At 72.3% G+C, this 15,269-nt stretch carries 10 protein-coding genes; 8 read left to right on the forward strand and 2 right to left on the reverse strand.

Annotation, left to right across the window (positions count from 1 at the left end):
* Positions 1-62: 62 nt before the first annotated feature.
* Positions 63-1,673 (reverse strand): NADH-ubiquinone oxidoreductase-F iron-sulfur binding region domain-containing protein, encoded by a 1,611-nt coding sequence (locus tag ACZ4WH_RS10320; protein ID WP_468178654.1) that lies wholly within the window; start codon positions 1,671-1,673, stop codon positions 63-65.
* Positions 1,674-2,954, reverse strand: coding sequence for a cytochrome b/b6 domain-containing protein (locus ACZ4WH_RS10325; protein WP_468178656.1), 1,281 nt, complete (start codon positions 2,952-2,954; stop codon positions 1,674-1,676).
* Between the two features lie 418 nt (positions 2,955-3,372).
* On the opposite strand from ACZ4WH_RS10325, the gene leuS reads away from it, so the two are divergent.
* From leuS to holA, 8 genes are all read left to right on the forward strand, one after another.
* Positions 3,373-6,255, forward strand: a complete 2,883-nt coding sequence (gene leuS / locus ACZ4WH_RS10330; protein WP_468178658.1) for a leucine--tRNA ligase — start codon at positions 3,373-3,375, stop codon at positions 6,253-6,255.
* A 136-nt stretch (positions 6,256-6,391) separates the two neighbouring features.
* Positions 6,392-7,129 carry a hypothetical protein gene (locus ACZ4WH_RS10335; protein ID WP_468178660.1) on the forward strand — a complete coding sequence of 246 codons (738 nt, stop codon included), beginning with the start codon at positions 6,392-6,394 and terminating at the stop codon, positions 7,127-7,129.
* Between the two features lie 72 nt (positions 7,130-7,201).
* Positions 7,202-8,047, forward strand: a complete 846-nt coding sequence (locus ACZ4WH_RS10340; protein ID WP_468178662.1) for a DegV family protein — start codon at positions 7,202-7,204, stop codon at positions 8,045-8,047.
* 134 nt (positions 8,048-8,181) lie between these two features.
* Positions 8,182-9,366 (forward strand): ComEA family DNA-binding protein, encoded by a 1,185-nt coding sequence (locus tag ACZ4WH_RS10345; protein ID WP_468178664.1) that lies wholly within the window; start codon positions 8,182-8,184, stop codon positions 9,364-9,366.
* A complete protein-coding gene (locus ACZ4WH_RS10350) occupies positions 9,363-12,140 on the forward strand; it encodes a ComEC/Rec2 family competence protein (protein WP_468178666.1) in 2,778 nt (925 codons plus the stop codon). Before ACZ4WH_RS10345 ends, ACZ4WH_RS10350 begins: the two co-directional genes overlap by 4 nt.
* Positions 12,141-12,260: 120 nt before the next feature.
* Positions 12,261-13,097 (forward strand): arylamine N-acetyltransferase family protein, encoded by an 837-nt coding sequence (locus ACZ4WH_RS10355; protein ID WP_468178668.1) that lies wholly within the window; start codon positions 12,261-12,263, stop codon positions 13,095-13,097.
* A 227-nt stretch (positions 13,098-13,324) separates the two neighbouring features.
* Complete coding sequence (locus ACZ4WH_RS10360) at positions 13,325-13,570, forward strand: hypothetical protein (protein WP_468178670.1); 246 nt, start codon at positions 13,325-13,327, stop codon at positions 13,568-13,570.
* A gap of 212 nt (positions 13,571-13,782) precedes the next feature.
* Positions 13,783-14,772, forward strand: coding sequence for a DNA polymerase III subunit delta (holA, locus tag ACZ4WH_RS10365; protein WP_468178672.1), 990 nt, complete (start codon positions 13,783-13,785; stop codon positions 14,770-14,772).
* Positions 14,773-15,269: the final 497 nt, after the last annotated feature.

Consider the following 15,269-nt stretch of genomic DNA (forward strand, 5'->3'; position numbering starts at 1 on the left):
GGGGGGGGGGGGGGGGGGGGTCGGCGCGGGTGTGTTGGTCCGCGCCGCCCCTTCGCGTCTGCTCAGCGGCCGAGCGCGCGCCGGCCGCGGCCCTGGGAGAGGACCGGCAGATTGCGCGACGGCGCCTGCCCGCGCGTGTCCTCCTCGATGCGCAGGGCGAGCGCCGGGCAGCGGCGCACCGCGCGCAGCGCCTTGGCCTCCGCGTAGCGCGGCACCTGTGCCTGGGCGACGGTCGGGAAGCCGTCGGCACCGAGCTCGAACACCTCCGGGAGGATGTCCGCGCACAGCCCGTGGCCCCGGCACAGTGTCCAGTCGACGTAGATCTTCTGGCGGCTGGCGCCGGTCTCCGCGGGCTCTCCGCCGCCCGGGACGCCCGTAGGGGCCCTGCCTCCCTCGAAGAGCGGCAGAACGCCCTCCACGGGCCGTCCGCAGCCGTTGCCGAGGACGTGCGCGGCCAGGTCGTCGGTGAACGCCTTGATGGTCGACTCCAGGAACATCGCCGAGCCGTCCGGGTGCGAACACGCCCCGCGCCGCTTCACGTTCTTCGCGACCTGCTTCAGCGCCTCAAGGGCGGCCGGTCCGCCGCCGTTCAGGATGTCCTCCATCCCGCGCGCGGCGGCGGGCAGTCCCAGGTAGCACGGCCCGCACTGGCCCGCGCTCTCCTCGGCCAGCCACTGGGCGACCCGCAGCGACTCACCCAGCGGGCACGTCTCCTGGCTGATCGGCAGGATCGCGCCCGCGCCCAGCGAACCGCCCACCGCGTCCAGCGAGTTACGGGAGACGATCGCCTCGTTGACGGTCGCCGCGTCGATCCACTTGCCGTGATAGCCGCCGGTCAGCACGCCCTGCGGCACCGGCGGGGCGCCGGCCAGCTGCAACACGTAGCGCAGCGGCACACCCGTGGGGACCTCGATCACCATCGGGCGGGCGACCGCGCCGGACACCGTGAGCATCACGGTGCCCGGTTCGTCGTACAGGCCGGTGTTGCCGTAGCGCTCCGGGCCGATGCGGGCGGCGATGGCCAGTTGCGCGAACGTCTCCGCGTTCGACAGCAGCGTGGGCGCGCCGCCGACGCCGCTCTGCGAGGCGCTGATCTTGCGGCCGGGCGGGATCCCCGGGCCGCCGTCGACGGAGCGGATCAGCGAGGCGGCGGCGCCGGTGACCATGCGCACCGGATTGCGCTGCACCCACGCGCGCAGCGCCGATCTACGGCTGTTGCTCAGCCCCCGTTCGGCGAGCGCGGCCTCCATGGAGCGTTGCGTGGACTCACGGGTGACGCCGATGACGAGCGTGCGCGCCCCGAGCGCCTCGGCGCACAGCAGCGCGCCGTCGAGGATGAGGTGCGGGGCACGGTTGATCAGCACCGTGTCCTTGCGGCAGGCCGGTTCGTCCTCGCTGCCGTTGACCACGACGACCGGCCGCACCCCGCGCTTGATCGCCGACTCGGCGACCGAACGCAGCTTCTTGTGGAAGGGGAAGCCGGCGCCGCCGCGGCCCCTGAGGTTGATGCGTTCGGCGAGCTGGGCGAGCTGTTCGCCGCCCAGCGGGTCGAGCGGCCCGTGCACCTTCAGATGCATGGCCAGATCGAGCCGCTCCACAAGGTCGAAGCCCGACGTGAGCTGGGGAAGCCCGACCACGCGGACTTCTGGGACGTCGGGCAGGGCCTCGTTCACTTAAAAGCCTCCGGAAGGCGTGTTCCAAGGTTCGCCCGAACCCGGTGTCTCGTAGGACGAGCCGGGCAGCGTTTCGGTGGCGGGACCGCTGTTGAACGTGTCACTCGGGTTGTACGTGCCGTAGAGGCCGTTTGTCTCACCGGTGTCGTACACGTCACTTCCGCTGTATCCGGGCGTGCCCGGATTGCCGTAGACAGGGATGGTGTATCCGGTGTCCTGGAGCGGGTCGTACGCGGACGGCGGGGCCTCGCCGACCGGTGGCGGGGACGGGATCGGCCAGCTGCCCGAGGTGCTCGAGGGGCCGTCCACGCGCGGGACGGCCTCCGTGGGCCGCAGATCCAGCGGCACGTCCATACGGGCGGTCTGGTCGGCCATGAAGGGCTGCTGGGGGCGACCCGGTGTGGAGACCGCGCGGTAGGCCGCCGCGAAACCGGGCGCGGGCTCGCCGGCCGGGGCGGCCGGGGTCTGGTAGAGCGGGGACGCCGCCGTGTCGGCGGACGCCTGGCGTCGGTCCCGGCGGCTCTCGAAGCCGGGCAGCGCCGACTCGGCCACCCGCGAGCGGCTCGCGTCCAGCTCGTCGAGTCCGGGCCGCTCCGAGCTGCCGAACAGGGCCACCAGCCGGTCGGCGACCCTGCGCTTGACCGGGCGCGGCGCGGCGCGCAGGGCGAGGGCGCCCATCACACCGAGCAGGGACAGGCTGTAGAGGATCACGAAGATCGGCTTGGCCGAGCGACCCGCGTAGAGGCCGTGGACCAGCGCCGCGCACCAGGCCGGATAGGCCAGCATGTGCATGGCCCGCCAGCGGGCGGCGACCGGGGCCGGGGTGGCGAAATTGCTGCGCAGGGCGCCGGTGACACCCACGAAGATCATCAGCAGGCCCGCGAGCGAGCCCAGTCCGATCAGGCCGGCGATTCCGGTGACGCCGAGCGAGAACGGAATGATCGCGGCGATCAGCTTCGTGTGGCCGAGCGCGATCTTCGTGGTGATGTGCAGCAACAGGAACGCGATCGAGGCGACCGCGGTCGTCCGGTGCACCGCCTGGCCGATGATCCGCTGCCGTGTGTTGAGGAAGATCCGGTCCTGGGCGAACAGGCCCCAGATCACCGAGCAGCTCAGCGAGACGAGGGACAGCACGCCCGCGCCGAAGTTCAGGAACTCGCGGAACTGGCTGCCTCCGACCAGCACGATCACGGGTATGAGCAGCAGGACGACAGCGGACGCCACCCCATAGGCCGAGCGGCCCGGTTTGGGGAGCGAGCTGGTACTACGACGAGGGTTCATGGGGGCAACTCCGAGCAGTTTCGGGAAAGCGGTCCCGCTGCCGCACTCTAAGTGGCGCCATACCGATCAGTACGGGGTTTGAGTTATTGCGTTGTTATCAACGGACAATGCGACTGGGGGAGGTGTCCCATAGGGGACGTTACGCGAAGTAATCGTTGACCTTCGTTCAGTTGCGGGCGGGCTTCGTGACATGTCCACCAGGGATACGGAAGCGCCTCGCCGCTTGCTCAAGGGCTGCGGTACCCTAACGCCATGCGTGCCGTACGCCTTCTGCTTAGCGGGCCGCGCTGATCAGTACCGACCCCGGTCCACCCGTGAGGTCGGCATCGGCGCGGCGTCCCCTCCTGTGTGAGGGGCTTTTTCGTTTCTTTGGATGTCACAGCCGCAGGCAGAGACGATCGATGGAGCTTTGAGGATCATGAGCGAGACGAACCCCGCTGCCACCGCCGCCACGTCGGCGGAGGCCGCGCCGCACCGCTACACGGCCGCCATGGCAGCCGAGATCGAGGCACGCTGGCAGGACTTCTGGGACGCCGACGGCACCTACGCGGCGCCGAACCCCAAGGGCGACCTGGCGGGCGATCCCGAGCTGGTCGCCAAGCCCAAGAAGTTCATCATGGACATGTTCCCGTACCCCTCCGGTGCGGGCCTGCACGTCGGCCACCCGCTGGGCTACATCGCCACCGACGTCTACGCCCGGTTCCAGCGCATGACCGGCCACAACGTCCTGCACACCCTGGGCTTCGACGCCTTCGGCCTGCCCGCCGAGCAGCACGCCGTGACGACCGGCGAGCACCCGCGGATCACCACCGAGGCCGCCATCAACAACATGAAGTCCCAGCTGCGCCGGCTGGGCCTGGGCCACGACAAGCGCCGGTCGTTCGCCACGATCGACCCGGACTACTACAAGTGGACCCAGTGGATCTTCCTCCAGATCTTCAACTCCTGGTACGACGAGGAGGCGCGGAAGGCGCGCCCGATCTCCGAGCTGATCGCCCAGTTCGAGTCCGGTGAGCGCGCGATTCCGGGCTCCACGCGCGCGTGGAGCGAGCTGACCGCCACCGAGCGCGCCGACGTCCTGGGCGAGTACCGCCTGGCCTACGCCTCCGACGCGCCGGTCAACTGGTGCCCGGGCCTGGGCACCGTGCTGGCCAACGAGGAGGTCACCGCCGACGGCCGCTCCGAGCGCGGCAACTTCCCGGTCTTCAAGGCCAAGCTGCGCCAGTGGAACATGCGCATCACCGCCTACGCCGACCGGCTGCTGGAGGACCTGGAGGAGCTGGACTGGCCGGAGGCCATCAAGCTGCAACAGCGCAACTGGATCGGCCGCAGCGAGGGCGCCCGCGTCGACTTCCCGATCGACGGCGAGCGGATCACGGTCTTCACCACCCGCCCGGACACCCTGTTCGGCGCGACCTACATGGTGCTGGCGCCCGAGCACCCGCTGGTCGAGAAGTTCACCCCCGAGGCGTGGCCCGAGGGCACGCACGAGGTGTGGACCGGTGGCCACGCCACCCCGGCCGACGCCGTCGCGGCCTACCGCGCGCAGGCCGCCTCGAAGTCCGACGTCGAGCGGCAGGCCGAGGCCAAGGACAAGACCGGCGTCTTCACCGGCGCGTTCGCGACCAACCCGGTCAACGGCGAGCGGGTCCCGGTCTTCATCGCCGACTACGTCCTGATGGGCTACGGCACCGGCGCGATCATGGCCGTCCCGGCACACGACAGCCGCGACTTCGCCTTCGCGCGCGCCTTCGAGCTGCCGATCCGCTGTGTGGTCGAGCCGACCGACGGCCGCGGCACGGACCCGTCCACCTGGGACGACGCCTTCGTCTCCTACGACGCGAAGATCGTCAACTCCGACAGCGACGACGTGAGGCTGAACGGCCTGGGCGTGGTCGAGGCCAAGGCGCGCATCACCGAATGGCTGGAGCGCAAGGGCATCGGCGAGGGTACGGTCAACTTCCGGCTGCGTGACTGGCTGTTCAGCCGCCAGCGCTACTGGGGCGAGCCCTTCCCGATCGTCTACGACGAGGACGGCGTCGCCCACGCGCTGCCCGAGTCGATGCTGCCGCTGGAGCTGCCCGAGATCGAGGACTACAGCCCGCGCACCTTCGACCCGGACGACGCCGACACCGAGCCCGAGACGCCGCTGTCGCGCAACGAGGAATGGGTCAACGTCACCCTGGACCTGGGCGACGGCCCGAAGAAGTACCGCCGCGAGACCAACACCATGCCCAACTGGGCCGGTTCCTGCTGGTACGAGTTCCGCTACCTGGACCCGCACAACGACCAGAAGCTGGTCGACCCGGAGATCGAGCGGTACTGGATGGGCCCGCGCGAGGGCCGGCCGCACGGCGGTGTCGACCTGTACGTCGGCGGCGCCGAGCACGCCGTGCTGCACCTGCTGTACGCGCGCTTCTGGTCCAAGGTCCTGTACGACCTGGGGCACGTCTCCTCCGCGGAGCCGTTCCACAAGCTGTTCAACCAGGGCATGATCCAGGCCTACGTCTACCGCGACAGCCGTGGCATCGCGGTGCCGGCCGCCGAGGTGGAGGAGCGCGACGGCGCCTACTACTACCAGGGCGAGCAGGTCAGCCGACTGCTGGGCAAGATGGGCAAGTCCCTGAAGAACGCGGTCACTCCGGACCAGATCGCCGCCGAGTACGGCGCCGACACGCTGCGCCTGTACGAGATGGCCATGGGCCCGCTGGACGTCTCCCGCCCGTGGGACACGCGCGCGGTGGTCGGCCAGTTCCGGCTGTTGCAGCGGCTGTGGCGCAACATCGTCGACGAGAACAGCGGCGAGGTCACCATCACCGACGCCGAGCCCGACGAGGAGACCCTGCGCGCCCTGCACAAGGCGATCGACGGGGTGCGCCAGGACCTGGAGGGCCTGCGCTTCAACACCGCCATCGCCAAGGTCACCGAGCTGAACAACCACCTGACCAAGGCCGGCGCCGCGGTCCCGCGCTCCGTGGCCGAGCCGCTGGTGCTGATGGTCGCCCCGCTGGCCCCGCACATCGCCGAGGAGCTGTGGCGCAAGCTGGGCCACACCGACTCGGTCGTCCACCAGGACTTCCCGGTCGCCGACCCGGCCTACGTCGTGGACGAGAGCGTGACCTGTGTCGTGCAGATCAAGGGCAAGGTCAAGGCCCGGCTGGAGGTGCCGCCCGCCATCTCCGAGGAGGAGTTGGAGAAGGTGGCGCTGGCCGACGAGAAGGTCGTCGCGGCGCTGGGCGGCGCGGGCATCCGCAAGGTGATCGTGCGGGCGCCGAAGCTGGTCAACATCGTCCCGGCGTAACGGCCGGGGTCGTTTCGCCGGCTCGGGGTAGTCCCCTACGGGCAGGTTCGGGGTTCTTCCGGAACTCCGGGCCTGCCCAATGCGTTTACCGTGGAGAGCACAGCGGCTTACGCCGTACCGGCCGAGGAGGAGCGTCATGGAAGTCGTGTTGACCGTGTTCGCCCTGCTCTTCCTGCTGTTCGTCGCCCTGGGCGCGTACGCCACGGTCAAGGCGGTCGGAGCCGCCAAGCGCGGCGTGGACCGGACCATCGCGCAGGCCCGCCGCACGGTCGAGGACCACACCCTGCGCGCCAAGTCCTTCGCCCAGCTCGGACCCGCCGGCGAGATCGCCCAGCTACGGCTCGCGCTGCGCACCTCCATGCGCGCCACACAGGACGCGCTGCACGCGAGCGTGGCCGAGGACGAGTCGCTGAAGGAATCCCTCGGCCTCTTCGAGCGGCTCAGCGCGCACGGACACGAACTGGACGCCGACCTCAAGCGTCTGGAGTCCGAGCCGGACCGGGCCACGCTCACCGCGCGCCTGCCCGAACTGCGCAGCCGCACCGAGCGGATCACCAAGTCCGCGGACTCCCTGCGCTGGGCCGTCCGCGACCGGGCCCGCCGCTTCGCCGACGACGACCTGGGCACCCTCAGCGCCCAGATCGACATGGAAGCGGACGCCCTGCGCCACTGGACGCGGACCGAGCCCGGCCAGGCGCCCCCGCCGTGGCCCGAAGCGCCCGCCACCGCCGACGACCGGGCCACCGAACAGACCTGGCCCAAGGCGCCCGGGGCGAAGGCGGCCGAGGAGCCCGCTCCCGAGGCGATCGCCCCGCCGTCATGGCGTCGCGCCGCCCCGTGGCTGAAGAAGCCCCGCCCCGAGAGCACCACATGAGCGGGTCGCTCCCGGACCGCGGGACAGGGGCCGGGCTGCCGAGTGAGCGCTACGCCAGGTAACCTCCAGCTCATGTCCCGCCATGTCGCGATCGTCACCGATTCAACGGCCTACCTGCCGCCCCGGGCGATGGAGCGTCACGGCATCACCGCTGTCCCGCTGACCGTGGTCCTCGGCGACCAGGCCCTCGAAGAGGGCACCGAGATCTCGACCCGCTCCCTGGCCCAGGCACTGCACAAGCGGCGCTCCGTCACCACCTCCCGCCCCAGTCCCCAGGTGTTCGCCGAGACCTACCGCAGGGTCGCCGAGTCCGGCGCGTGCGGCATCGTCTCCCTGCACCTGTCCGCCGAGCTGTCCGGCACCTACGACGCGGCGGTCCTCGCGGCGCGCGAGGCGCCGGTGCCCGTGCGGGTGGTGGACACCGGAATGGTCGCGATGGCGCTCGGCTTCTGCGCGCTCTCCGCGGCCCAGGCCGCCGAGGCGGGCGGCACGATGGACGAAGCCGTCACGGCCGCCGAGAAGCGCGCCGCCGGCACGTCCGCCTACTTCTACGTCGACACCCTCGACTATCTGCGCCGCGGCGGCCGTATCGGCGCCGCCCAGGCACTGCTGGGCTCAGCGCTCGCCGTCAAACCCCTGCTTCAGCTGGAAGACGGCCGTATCGACCTGCTCGAGAAGGTCCGTACGGCGTCCAGGGCGATCGCGCGTCTGGAGGAGCTGGCCGCCGAGCGGGCGGGCAGCGCCGAGGTCGACATCGCCGTCCATCACCTCGCCGCCCCCGACCGCGCCGCCGCGCTCGCCGACCGGCTGCGGGTACGCGTTCCGGGCCTGGCCGACCTGCATGTCAGCGAGGTCGGAGCGGTGATCGGGGCGCACACCGGGCCCGGGCTGCTGGGCGCGGTCGTCTCGCCTCGCTGACAGCGGTGATCCCGGGTACGGCCTGTTCCCGTTGACGCCGTGGGCCGGCCTGCTTCACTCGTGCGGGTGGCGGAGTTTTCCACAACCGGGCGGATGTCCACGGTAATTCACCAAGATCATCGCGATGTGGCGGAATGCCGCATCCTCGTCGCATGGCACTTCGATCTCGCTCACGCACAGCAACTGCGACCAGCGGCCCTGGCCGTGGCCCCGCCTCCGACGGCCGCGTCCGGCATCGCCGCTCCACCGACCATCGCCGCGCCGGTCGTCGCCCGTCGGCGCCGGCGGAGGAACTGCGCCGCCGGGCGGAACTCCTCTTCGGTGAACGGGCCGTGCAGTGGCGGGAGTCGGGGAACGCGCCGCCGATCCTGGAGGAGGCCGGGGGCACAGCGACGGCAACGGTGACGGGCCTGGCACCTGGCCTGAGTGCGCGTTCGCGTTCGAGTTCGAGGCGGACGGTGACAGCGGGCCGGTCGGTGCCGGGGGTGATCCCGGAGAGGGCGGCGACTGTGGCTCCGCCTGAAGTGGCGGGTGCCGTGCGGTTGCCGCAGCGGGAGCCGGAGCCGGAGTCGGAACCGAAAGCGGAGTCGGAGTCGGAGGTGCCCGAGGCTCCGGACTGGCGGGAGCGGGCCGGGCTGGCGCTGCGCGAGCGGATGCCGGTGTGGCTTCAGACCCGGTACGGAGTGGAGCGGCGGGGAGTCGTGGCACTCGCCGTGGTCCTCGTCGCCGCCGCCGTCTTCGCCGTGCAGCACTTCTGGGCGGGCCGGCCCCAGCAGGTGAGCGCACCTCAGGTGGTGCGTGCGCAGGCGCCCGTCGCGAAGAAGGGCGAGGGACCGACCGCGGGACCAGGTGGGGGGACGTCGGCGACACCCGGCGCGGAGATCGTCGTGGACATCAGCGGCAAGGTCCGTAAACCGGGGATCCGGCGGCTGCCGGCCGGTGCCCGGGTGGCCGACGCGCTGCGGGCGGCGGGCGGGGTCCGGCCGGGCGTGAGCACGGAAGGACTGAACCGTGCCCGCTTTCTGGTCGACGGCGAACAGGTCGTCGTCGGCACCCCCGCCGGGGCCGCCGCTCTGCCCGCCCCGGCAACCGGTTCGCTCTCCGGAGCCGCCGGTACGGGCCCGACGGCGCCGGTCTCCCTGAACACGGCCACGGCGGACCAGCTCGACACCTTGCCCGGAGTCGGCCCGGTACTGGCCCAGCACATCATCGACTACCGCACCCAGCACGGCGGTTTCCGCTCGGTGGACGAACTGCGCGAGGTCAACGGCATCGGCGACCGCCGATTCACCGACCTGCGCGACCTGGTACGGCCATGAGCCGCGTGCTCGACAAGGCCGACCCGCGCCCTGAACCCGAGCGGGATGACACTGCGCGCGCCGACCGGAGCGGTCCCATGGACCTGCGATTGGTGCCGCCCTCGCTCGCGGCCTGGGCCACGGCGGCCCTGACTGTGGACGCACCGGCGGCCTGGACCACCGTGACCGCCGTTGTCTGCCTGGTCGGCGGGGTGCTCCTGCTGTCGGTGCGGCGACCGGGAAGGGGCGGGCGGGCCGGAGGAGCGGCTGGGTGGCCGGGACGGGCGGGGCACGTCGGAACGGCTGGCCTTGTCGGAAGGGATGGGCGATTGAGACCGGCTGGCCGTGTGGGACGGGCCGAGCGGGCCGGGTGGGTGTGTGCTCGGTTCGGATGGGCGCGGGCCGCCTGCGCGGCGGTGTTGCTCTGTGTCGCCGCGGCAGCCGCCTCCGCCGGGCTGCACGGGGCCGACGTGCGGCGTGGACCGGTGCCCGAGCTGGCCCGGCGGTTCGCGACCGTGACCGCCGAGGTCGAGGTGAGCGGCGATCCCTGGCTGAGCAGGCCACACGTGCGCGGTGATCACGCGGCGCCGGTGGCGGTGCTGGCCCGGGCCGAGGTGCGGAGCGTCGAGGAGGCCGACGGGAGGCGTGTGCGGACGAGGACTCCCGTGCTGTTGATCGTCGACCCGGATGTTCCAGCACCGGAGGGGAGCGGCGCGGGGAGCCGGAGTTCCGGGCCGTCACCGAACCGCGCCCGGCAGAGCGTGGCTGGTGGGCGGGCCGCCTGGCTCGGGCTGTTGCCGTCCACGCGGCTTCGGGTGGCCGGGCGGCTGGCTCCTGAGCTGACGGGAGGTGACCGGATCGCGGCCGTGCTGCGGGTGCGCGGCCATCCGGAGCCACGCATCGTGGCGGGGCCCAGCGGGCCGCAACGCTTGGCGGGGCGGCTCCGAGCAGGTCTTCGGCAAGCGACCGAAGATCTGCCGGGAGACGCGCGGGCGCTGCTTCCCGGGCTGGTCGTCGGGGACACCTCGCGGATCGCGCCCGAGCTGGACCACGCCTTCGAGGAGACGGACCTCGCGCACACGCTCGCCGTCTCCGGCAGCAACCTCACCGTCCTGCTCGCACTGCTCATCGGGCCGCCCGGCCTGGCTCAACGGGCCGAGCGCCGTGGCCTGGCGCCACACCTGGGGCTCTCCCTACGGGCGACGGCCCTGCTCGCGGGAGCGCTGACGCTGGGGTTCGTGGTCGTCTGCCGACCCGACCCCAGCGTCCTGCGGGCCGCCGCCTGTGGCGCGGTCGCGCTGCTCGCCCTGGCGACCGGGCGCCGTAGATCGCTGGTGCCGGCACTGGCCACGGCCGTCCTGCTGCTCGTGCTCTACGACCCGTGGCTGGCCCGTAGTTACGGCTTCCTGCTGTCCGTGCTGGCCACCGGCGCACTGCTGGTGCTGGCGCCGGGATGGAGCGAGGCGTTGCGGCGGCGCCGGGTGCCCCCGCGGCTCGCCGAGGCACTGGCGGCGGCCGCCGCCGCGCAGGCCGTGTGCGCGCCGGTCGTGGCGGTGCTCTCGGCCCGGGTGAGTCTGGTGGCGGTGCCGTGCAACCTGCTGGCCGAGGTGGCGGTGGCACCGGCCACGGTCCTGGGATTCGCGGCGCTGGCGGCGGCGCCGGTGGCGATGCCGGTGGCCAAGGCGTTGGCCTGGTGCGCGAGTTGGCCGGCGCGGTGGATCGCCGGGGTCGCCCGGACCGGGGCGGCGCTGCCGGGCGCGGGAGTCGACTGGCCCGGGAGCTGGCCGGGGGCACTGGCGCTGGCGGCGGCCACCGTGACCGTCGTCCTGGCCGGCCGGAGACTGCTGCGGCACCCGGGGTGGTGCGGGCTGCTGGGAGTGCTGCTCGTGCTGCTGATCACGCGGCCCGCGCCGCTGACCCGGGTGATCACGGGCTGGCCACCACCGGGCTGGCGGTTCGCGATGTGCGATGTCGGGCAGGGTGACGCGACCGTGCTGGCGGCGGGCGAGGGAGCCGGCGTGGTCGTGGACGCCGGACCCGATCCGGCCTTGGTCGACGACTGCCTGCGGCGGCTGGGCATCACCCGCGTCCCCCTCCTCGTCCTCACCCACTTCCACGCCGACCATGTGGCGGGCCTGCCCGGCGTCCTGCGGGACCGCTCGGTGGCCGCGATCGAGACGACGGCGTTCGCGGAACCCGTTGAGCAGGCGGAGTTCGTCCGAAGAGAGGCGGCCGAGCGGCACATCCCGGTCACGGCGGCGGTCGCGGGAGAGGAGCGGCGCGCCGGACCGCTCACCTGGCGGGTCCTGTGGCCACCGCCGCCACCGCTGTCACCGCCGCCACCGCAGAGCCCGCGCGTACCCCCGGTAGGGCCGGGCACGGTTGCCGGGTGGGAGCCGGAGGGGTGGGAGCCGGAAGGGCCGAACGACGCCAGCGTCGCACTGCTCGTGCGCACGGGCGGCCTGCGGCTGCTGTTGCTCGGAGATCTCGAACCTCCGGCCCAGCAGGCACTGGTGCGGTCCCCGGCGGCGGCCGACCTGGCCGGAGTGGACGTCCTGAAGGTGGCCCATCACGGCTCGGCCTATCAGGAAGCGGAGTTGTTGCGCCTCGCGGCTCCCCGGGTGGCGCTGATCTCCGCCGGAACCGGCAACCCCTATGGCCACCCCGCCCCGGCGACCATGGCCGCGCTGCGAGCCGGCGGCGCGATGGTCCTGCGCACCGACCGGGACGGGGCGCTGGCGATCACCGGGACCGGAGGAAGGAACGGGCGGATAGGGGTGGCGAGAGAGGACTGAAGACGACGAGAGACGCCAGGAGACGACCGGGGACGACCGGCGAGGACGAGAAGAGACTGGTCCAGAGAGACGAGAACAGGCTGGCTCAGAGAGGAGAAGGGGCCAGTCCAGACTGGGCCCATGACATCAGCACAGATCGACGCCTATCTCCGCCGCCTCGGGATCGCGCGCGCACCGCGACCCACCAGCGAGGCACTGCGCGAGCTGCACCTGTGCCATCTGCGGGCCGTCCCCTTCGAGAACCTGTCGGTCCACCTCGGAGAGGAGATCACGCTGGAGGAGAAGCGGCTGCTGGACAAGGTGACCGAGGCCCGGAGGGGCGGCTTCTGCTACGAACTGAACGGCGCGTTCGGGACGTTGCTCACCGCCCTCGGTTATGAGGTGGAGCTGCTCGCGGGACGCGTGTACGGAGATGACGGGCGGCTCGGCATCCCCTACGACCATCTCGCGCTGCGCGTGCGGACGGCGGACGGGCACACCTGGCTCGCCGACGTCGGGTTCGGTGCGCACAGCCACTATCCGCTGGACTGTGCGGAACGCGGGGAGCAGGACGACCCCGGCGGCAGGTTCCAGGTGGTGGAGGCAGGGCCGGACCCGGCCGGGGTGCGGGGCGGTGCCGCGCCGGGCACCGGTGACCTGGACGTCGTGCGGGACGGCAAGCCGCAGTTCCGGCTGGAGACCCGTCCCCGGGCGCTGGGGGACTTCGCGGCCGGCGCCTGGTGGCACAGCACGTCGCCGCGGTCGCACTTCACCCGGTCACTGGTCTGCTCACGGGTCACGGAGGACGGAGGGAGGACCACGCTGAGCGGGCGCAGGCTGAAGACGACCGCCGTGGACGGCACGCACGAGACGCGGGAGCTGGAGACGGACGAGGAGGTGCTGACGGTCTACCGGGAGCGCTTCGGTATCGAGTTGAGCTGTGTGCCGACTGTGCGCAACCCCGACCTGAACGGCTGACTGGGCTCAGTCCCGGCGCATGTGCTGGATACCCGTGAGCATCCGGATCGACCTCGACGTGCAGATCGTGCAGAAGGGCTGAGGGGGGCGTGTACCGAAGGGATGACGAGCGGCGCGTACCGAAGGGATGACCTGCCGAGTGCCGCCGAAGGGTCGGCGTGGGGCATGTCCCCCCAGGGCTGACTGACCTGCCCTTCGCCTCGCTCGCGGTGCCGGAGAATGGGCCCGTGAGTGATGTGAGACATGTGCTGGTGCTGCCCGACCGCGACGCCGCCGAGGAGGCGGCCGAGGTGTTCGGGGAGCGGTTCCTGATAGACGAGGAACCCCGACTGGTACGGGACGCGCTGGCCGGCGAGGACGACGCCGAGGACGCCCAGTGGCTGGTGGTCCTGCGGGACGAGGACAAGCGACTCGACCCGGCCGAGCTGGACGCGTTCGCGGGGGAGTGGGACGGCTGGCGCGAGGAGCCGTGACCCGAGCCGGGCTTGCGACCCAAGCCGGGCCCATGGCCTGAGCCGGGCCTGCGACCCGAGCCGGGCCCGTGATCCGATCCCGGCGCGTGACCCGAGCCGGGCCCGGGGCTCGCGTAGGGGCTGGTCCCCGAGGCGGACTCGGGGTCCACTCCGGGACCGGTCAGGGTGCCGGGAGCGCTTCGTTGTCAGTGCCGCGTGGGATGCTGTAAGCGATGGCCAGGAAGACTGCGAATGACGACCCTCTCGCCCCGGTGACCCTCGCCGTGGGCCAGGAGGACCTCCTGCTCGACCGTGCCGTGCAGGAGGTGGTGGCCGCCGCCAAGGCCGCCGACGCCGACACGGACGTACGTGACCTGACCCCGGACCAGTTGCAGCCCGGCACACTTGCCGAGCTGACCAGTCCGTCGCTCTTCGCCGAGCGCAAGGTCGTGGTCGTACGCAACGCGCAGGACCTGTCCGCCGACACGGTCAAGGACGTGAAGGCGTACCTCGGTTCGCCCGCCGAGGAGATCACCCTCGTGCTGCTGCACGCCGGCGGCGCCAAGGGCAAAGGGCTGCTGGAGGCCGCGCGCAAGGCGGGGGCGCGGGAGGTGGCCTGCCCGAAGATGACCAAGCCGGCGGACCGGCTGGCCTTCGTGCGGGGGGAGTTCCGCTCGTCCGGGCGGTCGGCCACACCCGAGGCGTGCCAGACGCTCTGTGATGCCATCGGGAGCGATCTGCGGGAGTTGGCGTCGGCGGTCTCACAGTTGGTCGCCGACGTGGAAGGGACGATCGACGAGGCGGTCGTCAGGCGGTACTACACCGGGCGCGCCGAGGCGTCCAGCTTCACGGTCGCCGACCTGGCCGTGGAGGGCCGCACGGCGGAGGCGCTGGAGGCGCTCAGATGGTCGCTGGCGACGGGCGTGGCGCCGGTGATGATCACCAGTGCGCTGGCGCAGGGCGTGCGGGCGATCGGGAAGCTGTCCTCGGCCCGGGGCGGCCGGCCGGCCGACCTTGCGCGTGAGCTGGGCATGCCGCCGTGGAAGATCGACCGGGTCCGGCAGCAGATGCGGGGCTGGACGCCGGACGGGGTGGCGGTGGCGCTCAGGGCGGTCGCCGAGGCGGACGCGGGTGTGAAGGGAGGCGGGGACGATCCCGGGTACGCGTTGGAGAAGGCGGTCGTGACGATCGCCCGAGCCGCCCGCTCCCGCGGACGCGGGTAAACGCCCCCGGGCCTCGGCCCCGGAAAGAAAGCCGAGCCCTGGGCCTCGCCTCTGAAGAGGGGAGCCAGGCCCCTGGCCTCCCGCTCCCGAAAGGGAAAGGCAACCAAGCCCCTGGGCTCCCCGCTCCGGAAAGAGCAGTCAAGCCCCTGGCCTCCCCGCCCCGGAAAGGGCAGGGAAACCCCTGGCCTCCCCGCCCCGGAAAAGGGCGGCCAGCCCCTGGCCTCCCGGCCCCGCAAAGACAGCCACCCCCCGCCCCTCGCCACCCGGGAGCGGGCAGCCAATCTCTGGCCCCGCCCCGGAAATGGAAGCCGAACCTCTGACCTCGCCTCGCCCTGCGCAAGGCACCCATGTCCCTGCGCCTCGCCCTGCGCAAGGCGCCCATGTCCCTGCGCCTCGCCCTGCGCAAGGCGCCCATGTCCCTGCGCCCCGCCCTGCGCAAGGCACCCAAATCCCTGCGCCTCGCCCCGGAAAAGGCAACCAAAAACCCCGGCCCCCAC

Source organism: Streptomyces sp. NPDC029138 (assembly GCF_055564375.1).